This is a genomic window from Cellulosimicrobium sp. I38E (assembly GCF_001647255.1).
In the GTDB taxonomy this organism is placed as follows: Bacteria; Actinomycetota; Actinomycetes; order Actinomycetales; family Cellulomonadaceae; genus Cellulosimicrobium; species Cellulosimicrobium cellulans_E.
Genome location: NZ_LUAZ01000028.1, coordinates 87,485 through 105,706 on the forward strand (window position 1 = coordinate 87,485; position 18,222 = coordinate 105,706).

Below are 18,222 nucleotides of genomic sequence, written 5' to 3' on the forward strand. Positions count from 1 at the left end.
ACCCTACCCGCTCGCTACGCCCGCCCGATGCTCGCGAACGCCTGCGCGAGGGGCTCGGCGACGAGCGCCACCTGCCAGTCGCGCGCGCCGCGCCCGTGCAGGAACGCGGCGATCCCCGCCGCATCGAGCGGGTCCGGCGGCGTCCAGCACAGGCGCCGCAGCGCGTCGGGCTGGAGCACGTTCTCCACCGGGAGCGCGAACCGTTCCGAGATCCCCTGCACGACGCCGCGCGCCGCTTCGAGGCGGGCCGCGGCGCCGGGGTCGCGGTCGGCCCACGCGCGCGGCGGCGGCGGGGCGTCCGTGCGCGGCCCCCGTGTCGTGGGGAGGGCGCTCGCGGGCAGCGCGAGCGCGGCGTCGATCGCGCGCTGCCAGTACGCCGCCCGGCGGCGCGTGCCCTTGCCCGCGAACGGGGGGAGCTCGACGAGCTGGCCGGCCGTGCGGGGCAGCGCCTCGGCAGCGGCGACGATCGCGCGGTCGGGCAGCACGCGGCCGGGCGCGATGTCCCGCGCGCGCGCGGTCGCGTCGCGGGCCTCCCACAGGCTCCGCACGACCGCCAGGCGACGGGGGTCGCGCAGCGTGTGCGTGCCGGACGTGCGCCGCCACGGCTCGGGGCGCGGTGCCGGCGGTCCGGCGGTGCGCACCGCCTCGAACTCCTCCGCCGCCCAGCCGGCCTTGCCCGCCTCCTCGAGCCGCTCGCCGAGGGCCCGGCGCAGCGGGACGAGCACCTCGACGTCGAGCGCGGCGTACCGCAGCCAGTCGTCCGGGAGCGGGCGGGTCGACCAGTCGACGGCCGAGTGCTCCTTCGCGAGGCCCAGGCCGAGCACCTCGGCGACGACGGCGGCGAGGCCGACGCGCTCCATGCCGAGCAGCCGCGCCGCGAGCTCGGTGTCGAACACGCTCGCCGGGACCACGCCGTGCTCGGCGAGGCCCGGCAGGTCCTGCGACGCGGCGTGCAGGACCCACTCGGCGTCGCCGACCGCCTCGCGCAGCGGCGACAGGTCGGGCACCGCGACCGGGTCGACGAGCGCCGTCCCCGCGCCCTCGCGGCGCACCTGGACGAGGTAGGTGCGCTGACCGTAGCGGTAGCCCGACGCACGCTCCGCGTCGGCGGCGACCGGGCCGCTCGCGGCGGCGAACGCGTCGACGATGCGGGCGAAGGCCGCCGGGGTGTCGACGACGCGGCCGAGCCCGTCGGACGGCTCGGTGAGCGGCGTGACGACGGTCTGGTGCGTGCCGGCCGCGGGGGTCGGGTCGAGCGGCGGGGGTGCGGGTGCTGCGGTCGAGCTCATGGGTTCACGGTATTGCGTCGCGCGGGGGGCCGAGCACCGAGGGGTGTCACGCCGTCGGGCAGGGGAGGCAGCCCGGCGGCCGTGCACAACAGCTGCGCCCACGCCGCGAGGTGGTCTCCGAGGTCCGCCGCACCGGCGCCCCCTGCGGGCACCGGCGTCCACGACGCGCGCATCTCCAGCTCCACGTCGTTGTGCTTCCCGGCGAGCGCGCCGAAGCTCTGCGACAGGACGCGCGTCACCGTGCCGCCCTCCGCTCGCACGGCGGCGCCCGTGTCGTGGAGCGCGTCCTCGAGCCATGTCCACGCGACCTCGGCGAGCATCTCCTCCGACGCCATCTCCGGCTCGAGCGTCGCGCGCACCATGGTCACCACACGGAAGGTGCCCTGCCACGCCTCCTGGCCGTCGGGGTCGTGGAGCACGATGAACCGGCCCGACGCGAGGTCGGGGTCCTCGGAGCGCGCGGCCTCCACCTCGCCCGTGAGCGCGACCGACCACGGCGCGATCCGGCGGGGGGCGGGGACCTCGCGCAGCGTCACCTCGGGTCGCAGCCGCCGCGCGCCGAGGGCGTCGAGGACGGCACGGAACTCCGGGGGAGCGTCGGTCCCGTGAGCGGTGATCACCCTCGGCACACTACGAGCCGACCGGACGAACCGGACGCGCGCCGCGCGGGTGTCATCGAATCGTGATCCCGACTTCGTCAAGAACGCTTCCGGTGACCGGATCGTGGCCGCTCGGGAGCGGTGCGGCGCACGAGGACTAGGCTGGCGGGGTATCCATCACCGGTGCACCCGGCCGCGCTCCCGCCCGGCCCGGTCCGGTTCCGCGCCCTCCCCGCGCGGCCGTCGTGCGCCGGGACCGACCCTCGAGGAGCAGGGAAGCAGATGTCAGCACGCGCACAGATCGGTGTGACCGGACTCGCCGTCATGGGTCGCAACCTGGCCCGGAACTTCGCCCGGCACGGCTACACGGTCGCGGTGCACAACCGCTCGTACGCCAAGACCGAGTCCCTGATCGCCGAGGCGGGCAGCGAGGGCGACTTCGTCCCGTCCGAGTCGATGGCCGACTTCGTCGCGTCGCTCGAGCGCCCGCGCAAGGTCGTCATCATGGTCAAGGCCGGCGCGGCGACGGACGCCGTCATCGACGAGCTCGTGCCGCTGCTGGAGGAGGGCGACATCGTCGTCGACGCCGGCAACGCGCACTTCCCCGACACGATCCGCCGGGAGAAGGCGCTCGCGGCCCAGGGCCTGCACTTCGTGGGCACCGGCGTCTCGGGCGGCGAGGAGGGCGCGCTCAACGGCCCGTCGATCATGCCCGGAGGCACGCGCGAGTCCTACCAGAGCCTCGGCCCGATCCTCGAGGACATCTCGGCGAAGGTCGACGGCGTGCCGTGCTGCACCTACGTCGGGCCCGACGGCGCCGGCCACTTCGTCAAGATGGTGCACAACGGCATCGAGTACGCCGACATGCAGCTCATCGCCGAGGCGTACGACCTGCTCAAGCAGGGGCTCGGCGCGTCCGCCGCGGAGATCGGGAAGATCTTCGAGGAGTGGAACACGGGCGACCTCGAGTCGTTCCTCATCGAGATCACCGCGGACGTGCTCCAGCACGTGGACGCGGAGACCGGCAAGGCGTTCGTCGACGTCGTGCTCGACCAGGCGGAGCAGAAGGGCACCGGCCGCTGGACGGTGCAGAACGGCCTCGACCTGGGCGTGCCGATCACCGGCATCGCCGAGGCGACGTTCGCCCGCGCGCTGTCGGGGTCGGTCCCGCAGCGCGAGGCGGGCCGCGCCGCGCTGCCCGCCGACGCCGCGGCGTGGGACGTGCAGGACCGCGACGCGTTCGTCGAGGACGTGCGCCTCGCGCTCTACGCGTCGAAGGTGGTCGCGTACTCGCAGGGCTTCGACCAGATCGCCGCGGCGTCCGCCGAGTTCGGCTGGGACATCGACCGCGGAGCCATGGCGCGCATCTGGCGCGGCGGCTGCATCATCCGCGCTCGCTTCCTCAACCGCATCACCGAGGCGTACGAGCGCGACGCGCAGCTCCCGCTGCTCCTCGCCGACGAGTACTTCACCGGCGCGGTGGGCAACGGCCTCGCGGCGTGGCGTCGCGTCGTCGCGCAGGCCGCCCTCAACGGGGTGCCGACGCCCGCGTTCTCGTCGTCGCTCGCCTACTACGACGGCGTCCGGGCCGAGCGTCTGCCCGCTGCGCTGATCCAGGCGCAGCGCGACTTCTTCGGCGCGCACACCTACCGCCGCGTCGACAAGGCGGGCACGTTCCACACCGAGTGGTCGGGCGACCGGACCGAGTCCGACGCCTGACGGCTCACCACCGCACGACCCGACGGCGGTCGTCGCGCTCCGGCGCGGCGGCCGCCGTCGGCGCGTCCGGCCTCTCCGGGCCTGGCCCGGGACGACGGCGCGCGTGCGGCCCGGGCCGCACGCGCCTCCGACGTGGCAGGCTAGACCCGGCCGGACGCTGCGTCGGCCCCACCCCTGACGTCGGACGACACGGAGAACGATGAGCCGCCACCCGCAGGACGCGACCGCGACGAGGATGCTCGCCGACCGGACGGGCACGGACCCGGCCGACTGGTTCCTCGTCTTCAAGGCCCGCTACGGGATGGAGGTCGTGTTCCGCGCCCTCGCGGAGGCGCGCGGGACGGGCGACGTCGTCACGCAGGTGTTCACGTGCTCGACGGCGGTCGACCCCGTCCTCGTCGCCGGGCTGCGGCCCGTCTACGCCGAGGTCTCCCCGGCGACCGTCGCGATCGACCCCGAGCGGCTCGTCGTCGGGCCGGCCACGCGCGCCGTCGTGCTCCAGAACACGTTCGGCATCGTCGACGACGCGACCGCGCTCCGGCTGCGCGCCGCCGCGCGCTCCGTCGGTGCGCTGCTCGTCGAGGACAGCGCGCACTGCGTGACGCGCCTCGCGCGGGACGCCGACGGGTCGCCGGTCGCGGACGTCTCGTTCCACTCGTTCGGGGTGGAGAAGATGCTCCCGACGCGGTTCGGCGGCGCCGTATGGGTGAACCCCGCGCTCGAGCCGGGGCTGCGCGCCGCGATCGTCTCCGCGCTCGACGCGCTGCCGGTCGTGGGCGCACGGCTCGACCTCGCCGCGCGCAGCTTCCGGACGCAGGTGCGCGTGCTCAACCGGCTCCCTGGCGGGGCGGCGGGGAAGGTGCGCGGCGCGCTCACCGCCGTCGGCGCGTACGAGCCGGCGATCGCCCCCGTCGAGAACCGGGGCGGCCTCGCGCACCCGCCGCAGCGGCCGTCGTCGTGGGTCACCGGCCGGATGGTCGACGCGCTGCGGTCGAGCGGCGACGTCGAGGCGCGCCGTGCCGACACGGTCGCGGAGTACGTGCGCGGGCTGTCCGACGTCGTCGAGGTGCCCGCCGGGATCGGCGAGCGCGCGCCGCTGGTCCGGTTCCCCTTCTTCGCGCCCGACGCCGCGACCGCCGACCGGCTCGTGCGGGAGCTCACGGCGGCCGGGTTCTACGTCGGCAAGTGGTACCGGCCGGCGCTGTTCCCCGGCCCGGACGACCCGACGGTCTACGGGTACACGCCGGGAGACCCGGCGCTCGCGACGACCGAGGACCTCGTGGCGCGCGTCGTCAACCTGCCGACCACGGTCGAGGTCGCGACGGCGCGCCGGATCGTCGAGGCGGTGCGGTCCGCGCTGGGCGCCTGAGACCCTCGATCAGGCGATCCCTGTCGGCGCAGCACTGCCCGGGGTCATGCCGACGGTCGCGAGCGAGCGAACTTCACGTAGTCGAGCGTGTGGCGCAGGTCGACGCGCCACACGTCGACCCGGCGGCGCAGGCTCCTGTCGGGCGCGTAGCGCAGCGTGTGCCAGACCCCGTGCTTGCGGGCCTTCTTCACGCGGTGGCGCAGCGACACCGGCACGAGCGCGCGGACGACCGGGTAGGGCACGTTGACCCACAGCCGGGCCTCCGACGTGACCTGCTCGGCCAGCTCGCGCCCGTGCACCAGGTCCTCGACGTAGCAACGCGCGAGGTTGCCGCCCGCGGCCATCGTGTAGAAGCTCGCCGCGCCCTGGCGCAGGTTGACCTCGAGGATCTTGCTCGTGCCGGTGCGGCGGTCGTACATGACGTCGAGGTTCGCGGCACCGACGTAGCCGAGGCTGTCGAGCAGGTGCCGGATCGACTCGGTGAGCTTGTCGTCCTTCATCGTCACGACGGCGTTGTAGTTGCCCACGAGCTTCGGGTCGTACTCGCCGAGCACGATCTGGGCGGCGGACAGGAACCGCAGCCGGCCGTGCCGGTCGGAGTACGTGTTGACCACGCGCATGACCGACTCGTCGCCCGCGAGGTACTCCTGCACGATGAGGTCGTCCGTGTAGCCCGCGGCGTAGATGCGGCGCGCGACGTCGCGCAGCTCGGCCGCGTCCTGCACGAGGTAGACCTTCTTCTTGCCCTCGAACTGCAGGCGCGGGTACGTGTCCGTGTCCGACGGCTTGAGGATGAGGGGGTACGGGAACGGCAGGTCCTCCCCGAAGCCCGGGGCGTCGACGTGCGCCGCCGTGGCGATCACCGTCTCCGGGTGCGGCACGCCCAGCTCCGCGCAGGTGCGGTAGAAGTCGGTCTTGTTCATGAGCCGCGCCGCCAGCTCCTGGCCCACGAGCGGGATGAGGTAGAGGTCCTCGAGCTCGGCGCGGTGCGCGATCACGACGTTCGTGTAGAACTCGATGTTCGCGATGAGCAGGCGCTTGCGGCCCGGGAACTCCTGGGCCAGCTCGCGCAGGACCGCGACGATGCGCTCGGGGTCGTCGAAGTCGCGGTAGGTGCGCACGTCGACGATGCGGGAGTCCGCCGTCTCGCGCAGGGGGAAGCGGCCCAGGGCCAGCGTGCGGACGCCGTACGCCTCGTGCAACGACCTCGCGATGTTGTAGGTGTTGAGGTTGGTCCCCAGGACGATGGGGAGGAACTCGGCGTTGCCGTACGTCATCGCGAAAAGTCGTCCGTTTCTCTGTGTGGTCGGCGGGCGTCCGCCATCCTACGGGCCGGGTACGGCCGCGCCCGGGCCGACCCCCTCGCCCGCGACGGCCTCACCCGCGCGGTCCTGACCGGCGCGGACGACGACGCCGTGCCCGGCGAGCACGCGCACGAGCTCGTCGTGGCCCCGCGAGACGTCCCAGTGCACCCCGACCATGCCGGCGGCGCGCGCGCCCTCGACGTTGCGCGCGGTGTCGTCGACGAAGAGCACGTCGCCCGGGTCCGTGCCGATGCGCCGCGCGGCCTCGAGGAAGAACCGCGGGTCCGGCTTGGCGATCCCGAGCTCGCACGAGTACCAGCTCGTGTCGAACTCGGCGTCATACCCGAGCGTGTGACGCATGAACGGCACGCGCCGGCGCTCCTGGTTGGTGCCGAGGTGCACGCCGTAGCCGCTCGCGCGCAGCGCCCGCACGAGGTCGAACGACGCGTCCACGACCTCGAGCGCGTCGAACCAGATCGCGCGGTACACGTCCTCCGCCGGCACCGCCACGCCGTACCGCTCGAGCCCGGCGGCCAGCACGGGGAGGTAGTCGCCCTCGCCCACGAGCATGGGCAGGTCCTCGCTCCACGTCTCCCGGACGAAGTCGTGCGCACGGTCGCCCAGGTACTGCGCGACGGCCGCGTACCAGCCGTCAGGGATGTGCTGGAGCACGCCGTCGGCGTCGAACAGGACGTGGCGCACGGTCATGGCCGCCACCCTAGCGGCGGGGGTCGTCGGGCCGGGACCTGTGGCCGTGGCGGCGGGCGGGGCGGGCCGCCGTAGGATCCACGAGTGACGTCGCGACCGGACCAGGACCACGCCCAGCCCCTCGTCGGAGTGCTCGGAGGTGTCGGGCCCCTCGCCACGGCGTACTTCCTCCAGCTCCTCGTCGAGCTCACGGAGGCGGAGCGCGACCAGGACCACGTGGACGCCGTCGTGCTCAACCACGCGACGATCCCCGACCGCACGGCGTTCATCCTCGGCCGCTCGGACGCCGACCCGGGTCCGGTGCTCGCGCGCGACGCGGAGCGGCTCGAGCGCTTCGGGGCGGACTTCCTCGTCATGCCGTGCAACACGGCGCACTACTTCACCCAGCAGGTGCTCGACGCGATCAGCGTCCCGTTCGTGTCCATCATCGACACGACGGTCGACGCGGCCCGGTCACGGGTCGCGGACCTGCGCGCGGTGGGGCTGCTCGCGACGGCGGGCACCGCGGCGTCGGGCGTCTACCAGGACGCGTTTGCCCGTCACGGCGTCGACGCGCTCGTCCCGGACGACGCCGACCAGGCCCTCGTGTCGCAGATCATCTACGAGCAGGTCAAGGCGGGCCGGCCCGTCGACATCGAGACGTTCCGCGCCGTCGCGGGGCGGCTCGTCGAGCGGGGCGCCCAGGTGATCGTGCTGGGCTGCACGGAGCTGTCGGTCGTTGCGGTCGACCACGACCTGCTCGCCGACCCGCTCTACCTCGACTCGACCGACCAGCTCGCCCGCGCGACCATCCGCCGCGCGGGGCACCGCGTCCGCGGGGCCTGACCGGCCTCTACCTCGACGGACCGGGCCTCTACGTCGGCAGAGAAGCTCGACGCCGGGTCAGCCGAGCTCGCTCGTGCCCGAGTACAGGTGCAGCACCGGGACGTGGAGCTCCTCGCGCGCGCGGGACGCCCAGTCGGTGTGGAACGTGTCCTCGACGGCGTGCGGGTAGGTCACCACGACGATCTCGCGCACGCCGTCCGCGGCGACGGCCTTGTGCAGCGCGGGCAGCGGGTCGTCGTCGACGACCGCGCCGTCGGCCTCGCGGCCCGCCGCGCGCAGCTCGGCGACGCTGCGCTCGAGCTGCTCGCCCGCCGTCACCGTCGCCTGGACGGGCGAGGGCTCGCGCCCCAGGACCTCGTCCCACGCCTCCTTGAGCTCGCCCACGCTCAGGTGGTCGATGATCCCGGAGATCACGTTGCGCTCCGTGTCCGCGGGCACGAGGACCCGGTAGGCGAGCTGCTCGTCCTCGTGCAGCGACAGGATGTGCTGCACGTCGGCCGGGTTCAGCGTGTCTTCGGTCAGGACGAGGATCGTGTCGGTCACGCGGGTCAGCCTATCGGCAGGAGCCAGCGCGCGGCGGTCGTACCGGCGGGGGAGCCCGGCCGGTCCTCGGGGCTGTGCAGCAGGTGGGCGAGGCGCGCGCCCCGGGGCGGGAGCGCCGTCGTGCCGGACCGCACCGCCCCGGCCACGATGCGGCCGGGACCGCGCCCGACGACGGTCGGGGTCGTGGTGACGCACAGCTCGTCGACGAGGTCCGCCGCGAGCAGGTCGCCCAGGAGGTTCGGCCCGCCCTCGGTGAGCACGCGGGCCAGGCCGCGGTCGGCGAGCGCGGCGAGCCCCGCGGCGAGGTCGACGCCGGCGCCCGGCTCGTGCTCGTCCTGCGCGCCCGCGGCGTCGTGCCCGACGACGAGCACCCGGTCCGCGGGCACGTCGCCCCTCGCCGTGGCGGCCCCGGCAGGTCCGGTGAGCACGTACGGCGGGCGGTGACCGTGCGTGAGCGCCTCGGGCACGCGACCCGTCCGGGTCACGATCGCGAGCTCGAGCGGGGCGTCGTGCAGGTGCCGCAGGCCGCGCGGCCGGTCGAGCGCGGTGTAGCCCTCGGCGCGGGCGGTCCCCGCGCCGACGAGCACGACGTCGGCGAGCGCGCGCAGGACCCGGAAGACCCGCCAGTCCGCGTCGTCGTTGATGGACCCCGAGCGGTGGTCCGGGCCCCACGCCGCGCCGTCGACGCTCGCGACCATGTTGGCGCGCACCACGTGGGCGGCGCGCGACGGCGGCCCGTACGCGTAGAGGGTCGCGAGGCGCTCCTCGCGCGGGTCGGGGGGCAGGTGCTCCGCGGCGGGCAGGAGCACGTCGAGCAGGGGGAGGTCCGTGCGTCCCGCGGGCGGCTCGGTGGACGCCGCAGCGGGCTCGTCGGAGGGTGCCGTGGTGGAGGTCACAGCGGCCAGGCTAGCCGCAGGCGTAGGCTGGATCCTCGTGACTGCGCCCGTCGCCGGTGGCGCCTCAGCCCCGGCAGCTCTCCCCGGCACCGCCCGCGCGTCGGCCTCCGACGCGGCTCCCGCCGTGCCCGGACGTGCGCGCGCCCTCGCCGACGTCCGCCCGTCCGTCCCGCCCGCACGGCTCCTGGCCGACCTCCTGCCGCCCCGGCACTTCGCCGACGCCCGCTTCTCGACCTACCGCGCGAACCCCGCGTACCCGAGCCAGGCGCGCACCGTCGCCCGGCTCGAGGAGGTCGCGGCGGCCGTCGTGAAGCCCGCGCGCAAGGGGCTCTTCGGCCCTCGCAAGCAGACCGCGCCCGCGGTGTACATGGACGGCGGGTTCGGCGTCGGCAAGACCCACCTCCTCACGTCCCTCGCGCACGCCGTGGGCCTCGACGTGAGCGCTTACGGCACCTTCGTCGAGTACACGAACCTCGTGGGCGCGCTCGGCTTCCAGGCGACCGTGGACGCGCTCGCCACGAAGAAGCTCGTGTGCATCGACGAGTTCGAGCTCGACGACCCGGGCGACACCGTCCTCATGTCGCGCCTCCTGCGCGAGCTCGCCGACCGTGGCGTCGCGCTCGCGGCGACGTCGAACACGCTGCCCGAGGCGCTCGGCGAGGGCCGCTTCGCGGCCGAGGACTTCCTGCGCGAGATCCAGGCGCTCGCGGCCCGGTTCGAGGTGCTGCGCGTCGACGGCGAGGACTACCGCCACCGTGCGGTCGTCACCGACTCCGCCCCGCTCCCCGAGGACGCCGTGCGGGCCGCGGTCACCGGCCGGCCCGGAGCCACGCTGGACGCGTTCGACGACCTGCTCGGGCACCTCTCCCAGGTGCACCCGAGCCGCTACCGTGCCCTGCTCGACGGCGTCGAGGTCGTCGCGCTCACCGGCGCGCACACCGTGACCGAGCAGTCGGCCGCGCTGCGCCTCGTGGTCCTCGTCGACCGCCTCTACGACCGCGACGTGCCCGTGCTGCTCGCCGGGTCCGACGGGTACACCGGCGAGCGGAGCCTCTTCACCGAGGAGATGCTGCGGGGCGGGTACCGCAAGAAGTACTACCGCGCGCTCTCCCGCCTCGGCGCGCTCGCCGAGGACGGTCGCGCGGTCGCGCGCGCGTCGGCCTGACGCCGGGCACGAGCGAGCACGGTGCCGCGGCTCACGTCGCGGCGAGGCGCTTCTTCTCGACCTCGATGTCGAAGTCGGCCGGCGGCCAGCCGAGATCGAGGCGACGCAGCGCGTCGAGGAGCAGCTCGCTCACCGCGAGGCGCGCGAACCACTTGCGGTCGGCCGGGACCACGTGCCAGGGCGCGGCCTCGGTGCTCGTCCGGTCGAGGACGGCCTGGTACGCCTCCTGGTACGCGGGCCACTTCTGGCGCGAGTCGACGTCGTTCGGGTTGTACTTCCAGAACTTGTCCGGTCGCTCGAGGCGCTCCATGAGCCGCGCGCGCTGCTCCTCGTAGGAGACGAGCAGCGCGACCTTGACGATCGTGGTCCCGGACGCCACGACCTTCTCCTCGAACCGGTTGATCTCGTCGTACCGCGCCTCCCAGACGTCGGGCGCCACGAGACCGTCGACGCGTGCGACCAGCACGTCCTCGTAGTGGGAACGGTCGAAGACGCCGATGTACCCGGGCTCGGGCAGCGCGCGGCGGATGCGCCAGAGGTAGTGGTGCTTGCGCTCCTCGGGCGTCGGGACGCCGAACGAGCGGTGCGCGACGCCCTGCGGGTCGACGAGGCCGACGACGTGGCGCACGATGCCGCCCTTGCCCGCGGTGTCCATCCCCTGGAGCACGAGCAGCACCGAGCGCGAGCCGCCCGACCGGCCCTCGGCGAACAGGCGCTCCTGGAGCTCGGAGAGCTCGTCCGCGTGCCGCGCGACGAGGGCCTGGCCGGCCGCCTTGTCGCCCGCGAAGCCCGGGGTCGAGCCACGGTCGAACGAGGCGAGGTCGAACCCGGCGCGCACGCGCAGCGACTCGGTCGGGGCGACCTCCCAGTCGGCGTCGAGCGCCGCCGACGCCGCGCCCAACCCTGCGCCGGGACCGGAGCCGGACGCCGAGCCCTTGCCGTGCTTCTTCTTCGACTTCTTCTTCGTCGTCGACATGGGCGTGAGCGTAGTCACACCCAGGCCAGGACGGCGACCGAACGCGCGGGGAGGTCGACGCCGCGCCGGTGCACGCTCGTCGTCGGGTCCCACGCGGCGAGCACGCGCGGCGTGCCGCCGAGCGCCAGCCGGAGCCGCCGGGGCTCCTCGCCGAGGTTGACCGCGACCGCGACCGTCCGCCGGTCCACGACGAACGCGGGACCGCCGCGCGGGGCGGACGCCGCGGACGGCTCCTCGCCGGACGCGTCGTCGTCCACGCCACCGGGCCCGTGCACCCGCACGACCGAGAGGTCGCCCGAGCGGACGTCTGGGCGCGACCGCAACTCCACCAGCGCCCGGTACCAGGCGAGCAGCCGCGCGTGCTCGCCGCGGTCGCGCTCGTCCCAGTCGAGGACGCTCGCGTCGCGGGTCTCCCGCGCCTGCGGGTCGGGGACGGGGGCGCCGTCGGTCCACCCGTGGTCGGCGAACTCGGCGGCACGGCCGCGCCGGACCGCCTCGGCGAGCTCCGGCTCGGCGTGGTCGGTGAAGAACTGCCACGGCGTGGACGCGCCCCACTCCTCGCCCATGAAGAGCAGCGGGGTGAACGGGGAGACGAGCACGAGCGCCGCGGCCGCGGCGAGCCCCCCGCCGTCGAGCGTGGCCGACGTCCGGTCCCCGAACGCGCGGTTGCCGACCTGGTCGTGGTTCTGCGCGCTCACGACGAACGCGTGCCCGTCGGCCCCCGCGGGCACCGGGTGGCCCCACGTGCGGCCGCGGAACGTGGAGAACGTGCCGTCGTGCACGAACACGCCCGTGAGGGCCTTGCGCAGCACCGCGACCGAGCCGAAGTCGACGTAGTAGCCCTGCCGCTCGCCCGTGAGGAGCGCGTGCACGGCGTGGTGGACGTCGTCGGCCCACTGGGCGCGCATTCCGCGCCCGCCCTGCTCGACGCCCGTGACCGTGGCCGGGTCGTTCTCGTCCGACTCCGCCACGAGGGTGAGCGGTCGCCCGAGCTCCTGCTCGACCCGGTCGACGCGTCGCGCGAGCTCGGCCAGCAGGTGCGTGGGGGAGTCGTCGACGAGCGCGTGCACGGCGTCGAGGCGCAGCGCGTCGACGTGGAACTCGACGAACCATCGTTCGGCGTTGTCGATGACCCACTCGCGCACCTCGCGGCTGCCCGGGCGGTCGAGGTTCACCGCCGAGCCCCAAGGAGTCTCGTGCGCGTCGGTGAAGTACGGGCCGAACTCCGGCAGGTAGTTCCCCGACGGGCCGAGGTGGTTGTAGACGACGTCGAGCACGACCGCGAGCCCGCGCGCGTGCGCGGCGTCCACGAACCGCTGGAGCGCGCGGGGACCGCCGTACGGCTCGTGCACCGCGTACAGGTGCACGCCGTCGTAGCCCCAGCCGCGCTCGCCGCCGAACGCCGCGACCGGCAGGAGCTCGACCGCGCCGACGCCCAGGTCGACCAGGTGGTCGAGCCGGTCGGCCGCGGCGTCGAGCGTGCCCTGCGGCGTGAACGTCCCCACGTGCAGCTCGTAGAGGACCTCGCCCCGCACGTCCCGGCCCGCCCACGCGTCGTCGGTCCACGCGAACGCCGAGTCGAACGTGCGGCTCGGACCGTGCACGCCATAGGGCTGCCTCGGGCTGCGGGGGTCGGGCCGGCCAGGTCCGCCGTCGACCGCGTACCCGTAGTCCGTGCCCCACGGCAGCTCGTGGTCGTAGCCCCACCAGCCGGGCACGTGCGCGCCCACGAGGCGCAGCGGTCGTCGTTCGGCGCCGTCGAACGTGCCCGAGCCGGGCTCGGGCAGGAGCAGCTCGACGCCGCGCGCCGTCGGCGCCCAGACGAGCGGTCGTGGCCCGGGCACGGAGAGCATGGGGGTCGAGCGGGGCGGGGGGACGCGGGGAGCGGGGGCGCCGGGCGTCGGGGTCGTCGGGTCGGTCGTCACGGCGCGTCCCTGGCGGGCTCGTGCGCCTCGCCCGTCCTCGCGACGGCGGCGCTCACGGCGTCGCCCCGGTCGACGAGGAGCGCGACCGGGAGGTCGGCGAGCAGGTCGGCGACGGGCACCGTGCCGGACGGGTGCTCCCGGCCGGTGAGCACGTCGACCCACGCCCCCGTCCCCTGGGGCAGCGCGACGACGTGGTCGCGCCACCCGCCGAGCCGGTCGACCGTGCCGGCGAGGCGCGTCGCGACGGTCACCACGCGCGCGACGGGCGCGGCGTCCGCGTCGGCGCCCGTGCGCGGGCCGCGCGGCGTCGTGCGCGCGAACGCGAGCGCGCACGGCGTCGACGACGCGACGGGGGCGTACCCCGCGCCGTCGCCCACGAACGCGTCGGCCAGGGCGCGGCGCAGCCGCAGGGCGCGTGCCGTGACGAGCAGCTTCTCGTCCGCGAGCGTGCGCGCGGGCGCCCCGCCGTCGAGCCGCGCGAGCCGCTCCGTCAGCGCCTCGACGTCGACCGGGCGGCGGTTGTCCGGGTCCACGAGGGTCGGCGCGTAGGACTCCGCTCCCTGGTACACGTCCGCGACGCCGGGCGCCGTGAGCCGGACGAGCGTGATCCCGAGGCTCGCGGCGCGCAGCTCCTCGCGGTGCTCCCGGGACCACCGGGCGAAGGCGCCGGTCACGGCCGGGTCGGCGAGCGCGCGCCGCGCGAGGTCCGCGACGGCCTCCTCGTAGGCGTCGTCGGGGCTCGTCCAGGACGTCGCGACCTTGGCCTCGCGGAGCGCCTTGCGCAGGTAGTCGACGAGGCGGTCGGGCGCGATCGCCGCGACGGACGTGCCGTCGGTCGCGACGTCGGCCAGGTCGGCCCCGGCGCCCGCGTCGGGCAGCCACGTCCCCGCGACCGTCTGCCACAGGAGGTTCTCCGCGAGCCCGTCCACGAGCACCCCGCGGTAGGGCGCGGTCGCCGCGCGGACCTCGTCGACGAGCCGTGACCAACCCGTCGCGTCCTCGGAGAGCACCCCGAGCGCGGCGCGCGTGTCCTCGCCGCGCTTGGTGTCGTGCGTGGAGCCCGCCGTGAGGGCGTGCGGGGTGAGCGCGGCGAACCGCTGCGCGAACGCGTGCCAGTCGTGCACGCCGAGGCTGAACCGGTCCGGCTCGCCCCCCACCTCGCACAGGCTCACGAGCTCCGTCCAGCGGTAGAACGCGGTGTCCTCCACCCCCTTCGCCGTCACGGCCCCGCACACCTGCTGGAAGCGCACCACGAGCTCGTCGCGCCGCGCCTCCCGGCGCCGGCCCGCGCTCCCCACCTCCCGGCCCAGCACGAGGTCGACCACGACGTCGAGCGTCTCCGCGCGCTGCGGGTCGAGCCGAGCCCGCGCGCGCTCGGCCGCCTCCTCGACCGCCCGGACCGCCTCGTGCCGCGGCGGCGTGCCCGGGACGACGTACGCGCGGTACCGGTCGAACGCGACGAGCAGCTCGCGCAGGCACTGGTGCAGGCCGCGCCACGTGTGGTCGCGCAGGCGCGGGTCGTCGTGGCAGACGGCGGCCGCCAGGTCGGTCAGCCGGTGCACCTCCGCGTACAGCGGCCCCGCGACGACCTCGCGCTTCGCCTCCTCGACGAGCGCGCCCAGGCCGCCCGGCGCCGCGCCCGTGAGGCGCGTCATCACCGCGTCGAGGCCCGACCGGCCGCCCGGGTCGACGAAGAGCTGCTGGAGCCGCCACGCGACGTCGTAGCCCGTGGTCCCGACCGTCGCCCAGTCCGGGGGCACCTGCTCCTCGCCCGCGAGGATCTTCTCCACCACGACCCACGCGCCGTCCGTGCGGTCCGCGAGCCGCTGGAGGTACTGCGCCGGGTCCGCGAGGCCGTCCGGGTGGTCGATGCGCAGGCCGTCGACCGTGCCGTCCGTGACGAGGCCGAGCACGAGCGCGTGCGTCGCGTCGAACACCTCCTCGTCCTCGACCCGGACCGCGACGAGCGACCCGACGTCGAAGAAGCGCCGGTAGTTGAGCTCCTCGTCGCCCACGCGCCAGTACGCGAGGCGGTAGTGCTGGCGCTCCACCAGCTCGGTGAGCGGCAGGTCCTCCGTGCCCGCCCGCACGGGAAAGACGTGGTCGTAGTACCGGAGCACACGCCGGGGCTCCGGCGACCCGGGGACCTCGACCTCGTCGACCGCGATCTCGCCCGCCGCGAGCACGTCGCCCAGGCGCGCGCCGAGGACCGGCATGAGCACCGCGCCCTCGCCCGCCGACCAGTCGACGTCGAACCACCGGGCGTAAGGCGAGTCGGCACCGTCCTCCAGGACCGACCACAGCGCACGGTTGTGCCAGGCGGGCGTCGGGACGGCCATGTGGTTCGGCACGACGTCGAGCACGATGCCCAGGCCCGCCGCCCGGGCGCTCGCGGCCAGGCGCTCGAGCCCCTCGCGCCCCCCGAGCTCGTCGCTGACGCGCGAGTGGTCGACGACGTCGTACCCGTGCGTCGAGCCGGGCGCGGCCTGGAGCACGGGGGAGAGGTAGAGGTGCGTGACCCCGAGTGACGCGAGGTAGGGCACCTGGCGCGCGGCGTCGTCGAACGTCAGGTCGGGGCCGAGCTGCAGCCGGTACGTCGAGACCGGGACGCGGGGCGGCGCACCGTGCGCGCCGGCCGCGCCGACGGTGGGGAGGGCGGCCGTCATCGCAGCGGCGGTCGGGTCAGGACGATGACGCTGCGGCCCGTCACGGAGACCGTGTCGCTCGGGTGCAGCGCGTCGCCGACGCTCACCGTGCCGTCGGTGTCCAGCACGACGTCCCACTCCTCCCCGTACGCCGCGGGCGGCACGGTGAACTCGAGGGCGTCCGAGTGGGCGTTGAGCAGCAGGAGGAACGAGTCGTCGACGATCGGCTCGCCGCGCCGGTCCTGCTCCGGGATGGCGTCGCCGTTGAGGAACACCATGACGGTCCGCGCGTACGCGTGGTCCCAGTCCTGCTGGTCCATGCGCGACCCGGTGATGTCGAGCCACTCGATGTCGGGCAGCTCGTCGTCCGCCGTACCCGCACCGCCGCGTCCCAGGAAGAAGCGCCGTCGGTGCAGCACGGGGTGGTCACGGCGCAGCCACACGACGCGGCGGGCGAAGTCGAGGAGCGCGGCCCGCTCGTCGTCGAGGCCCTCCTCGCCGCCCCAGTCCATCCAGGTGATCTCGTTGTCCTGGCAGTAGCCGTTGTTGTTGCCGTGCTGGGTGCGCGCGATCTCGTCGCCGTGCGCGAGCATCGGCACGCCCTGGGAGAGCAGCAGCGTGGCGAGGAAGTTCCGGCGCTGGCGCGCGCGGAGCGCCCGCACCTCGGGGTCGTCCGTCGGACCCTCGACCCCGCAGTTCCACGACCGGTTGTGGTTCTCGCCGTCGTTGTTGCCCTCGCCGTTGGCCTCGTTGTGCTTCTCGTCGTAGGAGACGAGGTCGTTCAGCGTGAAGCCGTCGTGCGCCGTGACGAAGTTGATCGACGCGATGGGCTTGCGGCCGCTGTGCTCGTAGAGGTCCGACGAGCCCGTGAGCCGGCTCGCGAGCTCGGGCAGGGTGGACGGCTCGCCGCGCCAGAAGTCGCGCACGGTGTCCCGGTACTGCCCGTTCCACTCGGTCCACAGCGGCGGGAAGCCGCCCACCTGGTAGCCGCCGTCGCCGAGGTCCCAGGGCTCGGCGATGAGCTTGACCTGGGAGATGACCGGGTCCTGCTGCACGATGTCGAAGAACGCCGAGAGGCGGTCGACCTCGTGGAACTGGCGCGCGAGCGTGGCCGCGAGGTCGAAGCGGAACCCGTCGACGTGCATCTCGGTCACCCAGTAGCGCAGCGAGTCCATGATGAGCTGGAGCACGTGCGGCGAGCGCATGAGCAGCGAGTTGCCCGTGCCGGTCGTGTCGAAGTAGTGCGCCTCGTCGCCGTCGACCAGCCGGTAGTACGCCTTGTTGTCGATGCCGCGGAAGCTCAGCGTCGGGCCGAGGTGGTTGCCCTCGGCGGTGTGGTTGTAGACGACGTCGAGAATGACCTCGATGCCGGCCTCGTGCAGCGCCTTGACCATGGTCTTGAACTCCATGACCTGCTGCCCGCGCGTGCCGTACGCCGCGTAGCCGTTGTGGGGCGCGAAGAACCCGATGGTGTTGTAGCCCCAGTAGTTCGACAGCCCCTTCTCGACGAGCGTGGGGTCGTTGACGAACTGGTGCACCGGCATGAGCTCGACCGCCGTGACGCCCAGCGTCACGAGGTGCTCGATCACGGAGGGGTGCGCCATGCCCGCGTACGTGCCGCGCAGCTCGTCGGGCACGTCCGGGTGGAGCATCGTCATGCCCTTGACGTGCGCCTCGTAGACCACGCTGTCGTGGTAGTCCCGGTTCGGCGGGCGGTCGTGCCCCCAGTCGAAGTACGGGTTGATGACGACCGAGACCATCGTGTGCCCGGCGGAGTCGTCGTCGTTGAGCGGGGGAGCGGTCGCGTCCTCGGCGTCCTCACCCTCGGCGGCCTCGCCCCCGGGCACCGCGTCCCCGCCGTCGGCGAAGCGGTAGGAGAACAGGGACTCGTCGCCGTCCACCCGGCCCTCGATCGCCTTCGCGTACGGGTCCAGGAGCAGCTTGGCCGGGTTGCAGCGGTGGCCGTTCGCCGGGTCGTAAGGGCCGTGCACGCGGTAGCCGTAGCGCGTGCCGGGGCCCTTCCCGGGGAGGTAGACGTGCCAGACGTGCGCGTCCACCTCCTCGAGGTCGACGCGCGTCTCGGTGCCGTCGTCGCCGAGGAGGCAGAGCTCCACGCGCTCCGCGACCTCGGAGAACAGGGCGAAGTTCGTCCCCGTCCCGTCGTAGGTGGCGCCCAACGGGTAGGGGTGGCCTGGCCAGGTCTGCATGCCCTTGAGGATTCCACGCACCCCGGGTCGCTGTCGTCGCAGGAGGCGCCTG

Annotated in this window: 14 protein-coding genes; 4 read left to right on the forward strand and 10 right to left on the reverse strand. The window is 74.5% G+C overall.

Features of this window, described 5'->3' with window-relative positions:
• Positions 1-14: 14 nt before the first annotated feature.
• Both A0J59_RS10290 and A0J59_RS10295 read right to left on the reverse strand, forming a co-directional pair.
• Positions 15-1,289 carry a ribonuclease D gene (locus A0J59_RS10290; protein WP_047233838.1) on the reverse strand — a complete coding sequence of 425 codons (1,275 nt, stop codon included), beginning with the start codon at positions 1,287-1,289 and terminating at the stop codon, positions 15-17.
• Positions 1,286-1,909 carry a DUF3000 domain-containing protein gene (locus A0J59_RS10295; protein WP_231581887.1) on the reverse strand — a complete coding sequence of 208 codons (624 nt, stop codon included), beginning with the start codon at positions 1,907-1,909 and terminating at the stop codon, positions 1,286-1,288. The genes A0J59_RS10290 and A0J59_RS10295 overlap by 4 nt, the downstream gene beginning before the upstream one ends.
• Before the next feature lie 261 nt (positions 1,910-2,170).
• Between A0J59_RS10295 and gndA the strand changes: the two genes are divergently transcribed.
• Positions 2,171-3,607, forward strand: coding sequence for an NADP-dependent phosphogluconate dehydrogenase (gene gndA / locus A0J59_RS10300; protein WP_047233839.1), 1,437 nt, complete (start codon positions 2,171-2,173; stop codon positions 3,605-3,607).
• A gap of 199 nt (positions 3,608-3,806) precedes the next feature.
• Positions 3,807-4,976: a DegT/DnrJ/EryC1/StrS family aminotransferase gene (locus A0J59_RS10305; protein WP_064316036.1), complete on the forward strand. Its 1,170-nt coding sequence runs from the start codon at positions 3,807-3,809 to the stop codon at positions 4,974-4,976.
• Positions 4,977-5,020: 44 nt separating this feature from the next.
• On the opposite strand, the gene A0J59_RS10310 is transcribed toward A0J59_RS10305, so the two are convergent.
• Entirely contained in the window at positions 5,021-6,253 is a 1,233-nt protein-coding gene (locus tag A0J59_RS10310) for an ATP-grasp domain-containing protein (protein ID WP_064316037.1), read from the reverse strand.
• 48 nt (positions 6,254-6,301) lie between these two features.
• The gene (locus A0J59_RS21195; protein ID WP_064316038.1) at positions 6,302-6,988 is read right to left on the reverse strand and encodes an HAD-IA family hydrolase; all 687 of its coding nucleotides are present in this window, start codon (positions 6,986-6,988) and stop codon (positions 6,302-6,304) included.
• 84 nt (positions 6,989-7,072) lie between these two features.
• Between A0J59_RS21195 and A0J59_RS21820 the strand changes: the two genes are divergently transcribed.
• Positions 7,073-7,813: an aspartate/glutamate racemase family protein gene (locus A0J59_RS21820; RefSeq protein WP_047233842.1), complete on the forward strand. Its 741-nt coding sequence runs from the start codon at positions 7,073-7,075 to the stop codon at positions 7,811-7,813.
• A gap of 57 nt (positions 7,814-7,870) precedes the next feature.
• Here A0J59_RS21820 and A0J59_RS10325 read toward each other — a convergent pair whose 3' ends face one another.
• Positions 7,871-8,356, reverse strand: coding sequence for a hypothetical protein (locus A0J59_RS10325; RefSeq protein ID WP_047233843.1), 486 nt, complete (start codon positions 8,354-8,356; stop codon positions 7,871-7,873).
• Positions 8,357-8,361: 5 nt separating this feature from the next.
• Positions 8,362-9,252 carry a dihydrofolate reductase family protein gene (locus A0J59_RS10330; protein ID WP_255365136.1) on the reverse strand — a complete coding sequence of 297 codons (891 nt, stop codon included), beginning with the start codon at positions 9,250-9,252 and terminating at the stop codon, positions 8,362-8,364.
• 124 nt (positions 9,253-9,376) lie between these two features.
• Between A0J59_RS10330 and zapE the strand changes: the two genes are divergently transcribed.
• Positions 9,377-10,417, forward strand: a complete 1,041-nt coding sequence (gene zapE / locus A0J59_RS10335; protein WP_047233844.1) for a cell division protein ZapE — start codon at positions 9,377-9,379, stop codon at positions 10,415-10,417.
• A gap of 31 nt (positions 10,418-10,448) precedes the next feature.
• Here zapE and A0J59_RS22335 read toward each other — a convergent pair whose 3' ends face one another.
• The 4 genes from A0J59_RS22335 to glgX form a co-directional block, all read right to left on the reverse strand.
• Positions 10,449-11,393, reverse strand: coding sequence for a PPK2 family polyphosphate kinase (locus A0J59_RS22335; protein ID WP_082918911.1), 945 nt, complete (start codon positions 11,391-11,393; stop codon positions 10,449-10,451).
• A gap of 14 nt (positions 11,394-11,407) precedes the next feature.
• Positions 11,408-13,246 (reverse strand): malto-oligosyltrehalose trehalohydrolase, encoded by a 1,839-nt coding sequence (gene treZ / locus A0J59_RS22340; RefSeq protein WP_082918928.1) that lies wholly within the window; start codon positions 13,244-13,246, stop codon positions 11,408-11,410.
• A gap of 68 nt (positions 13,247-13,314) precedes the next feature.
• Positions 13,315-15,984, reverse strand: coding sequence for a malto-oligosyltrehalose synthase (gene treY, locus A0J59_RS10350; protein WP_064316040.1), 2,670 nt, complete (start codon positions 15,982-15,984; stop codon positions 13,315-13,317).
• Positions 15,981-18,170: a glycogen debranching protein GlgX gene (gene glgX, locus A0J59_RS10355; protein ID WP_064316041.1), complete on the reverse strand. Its 2,190-nt coding sequence runs from the start codon at positions 18,168-18,170 to the stop codon at positions 15,981-15,983. The genes treY and glgX overlap by 4 nt, the downstream gene beginning before the upstream one ends.
• Positions 18,171-18,222: the final 52 nt, after the last annotated feature.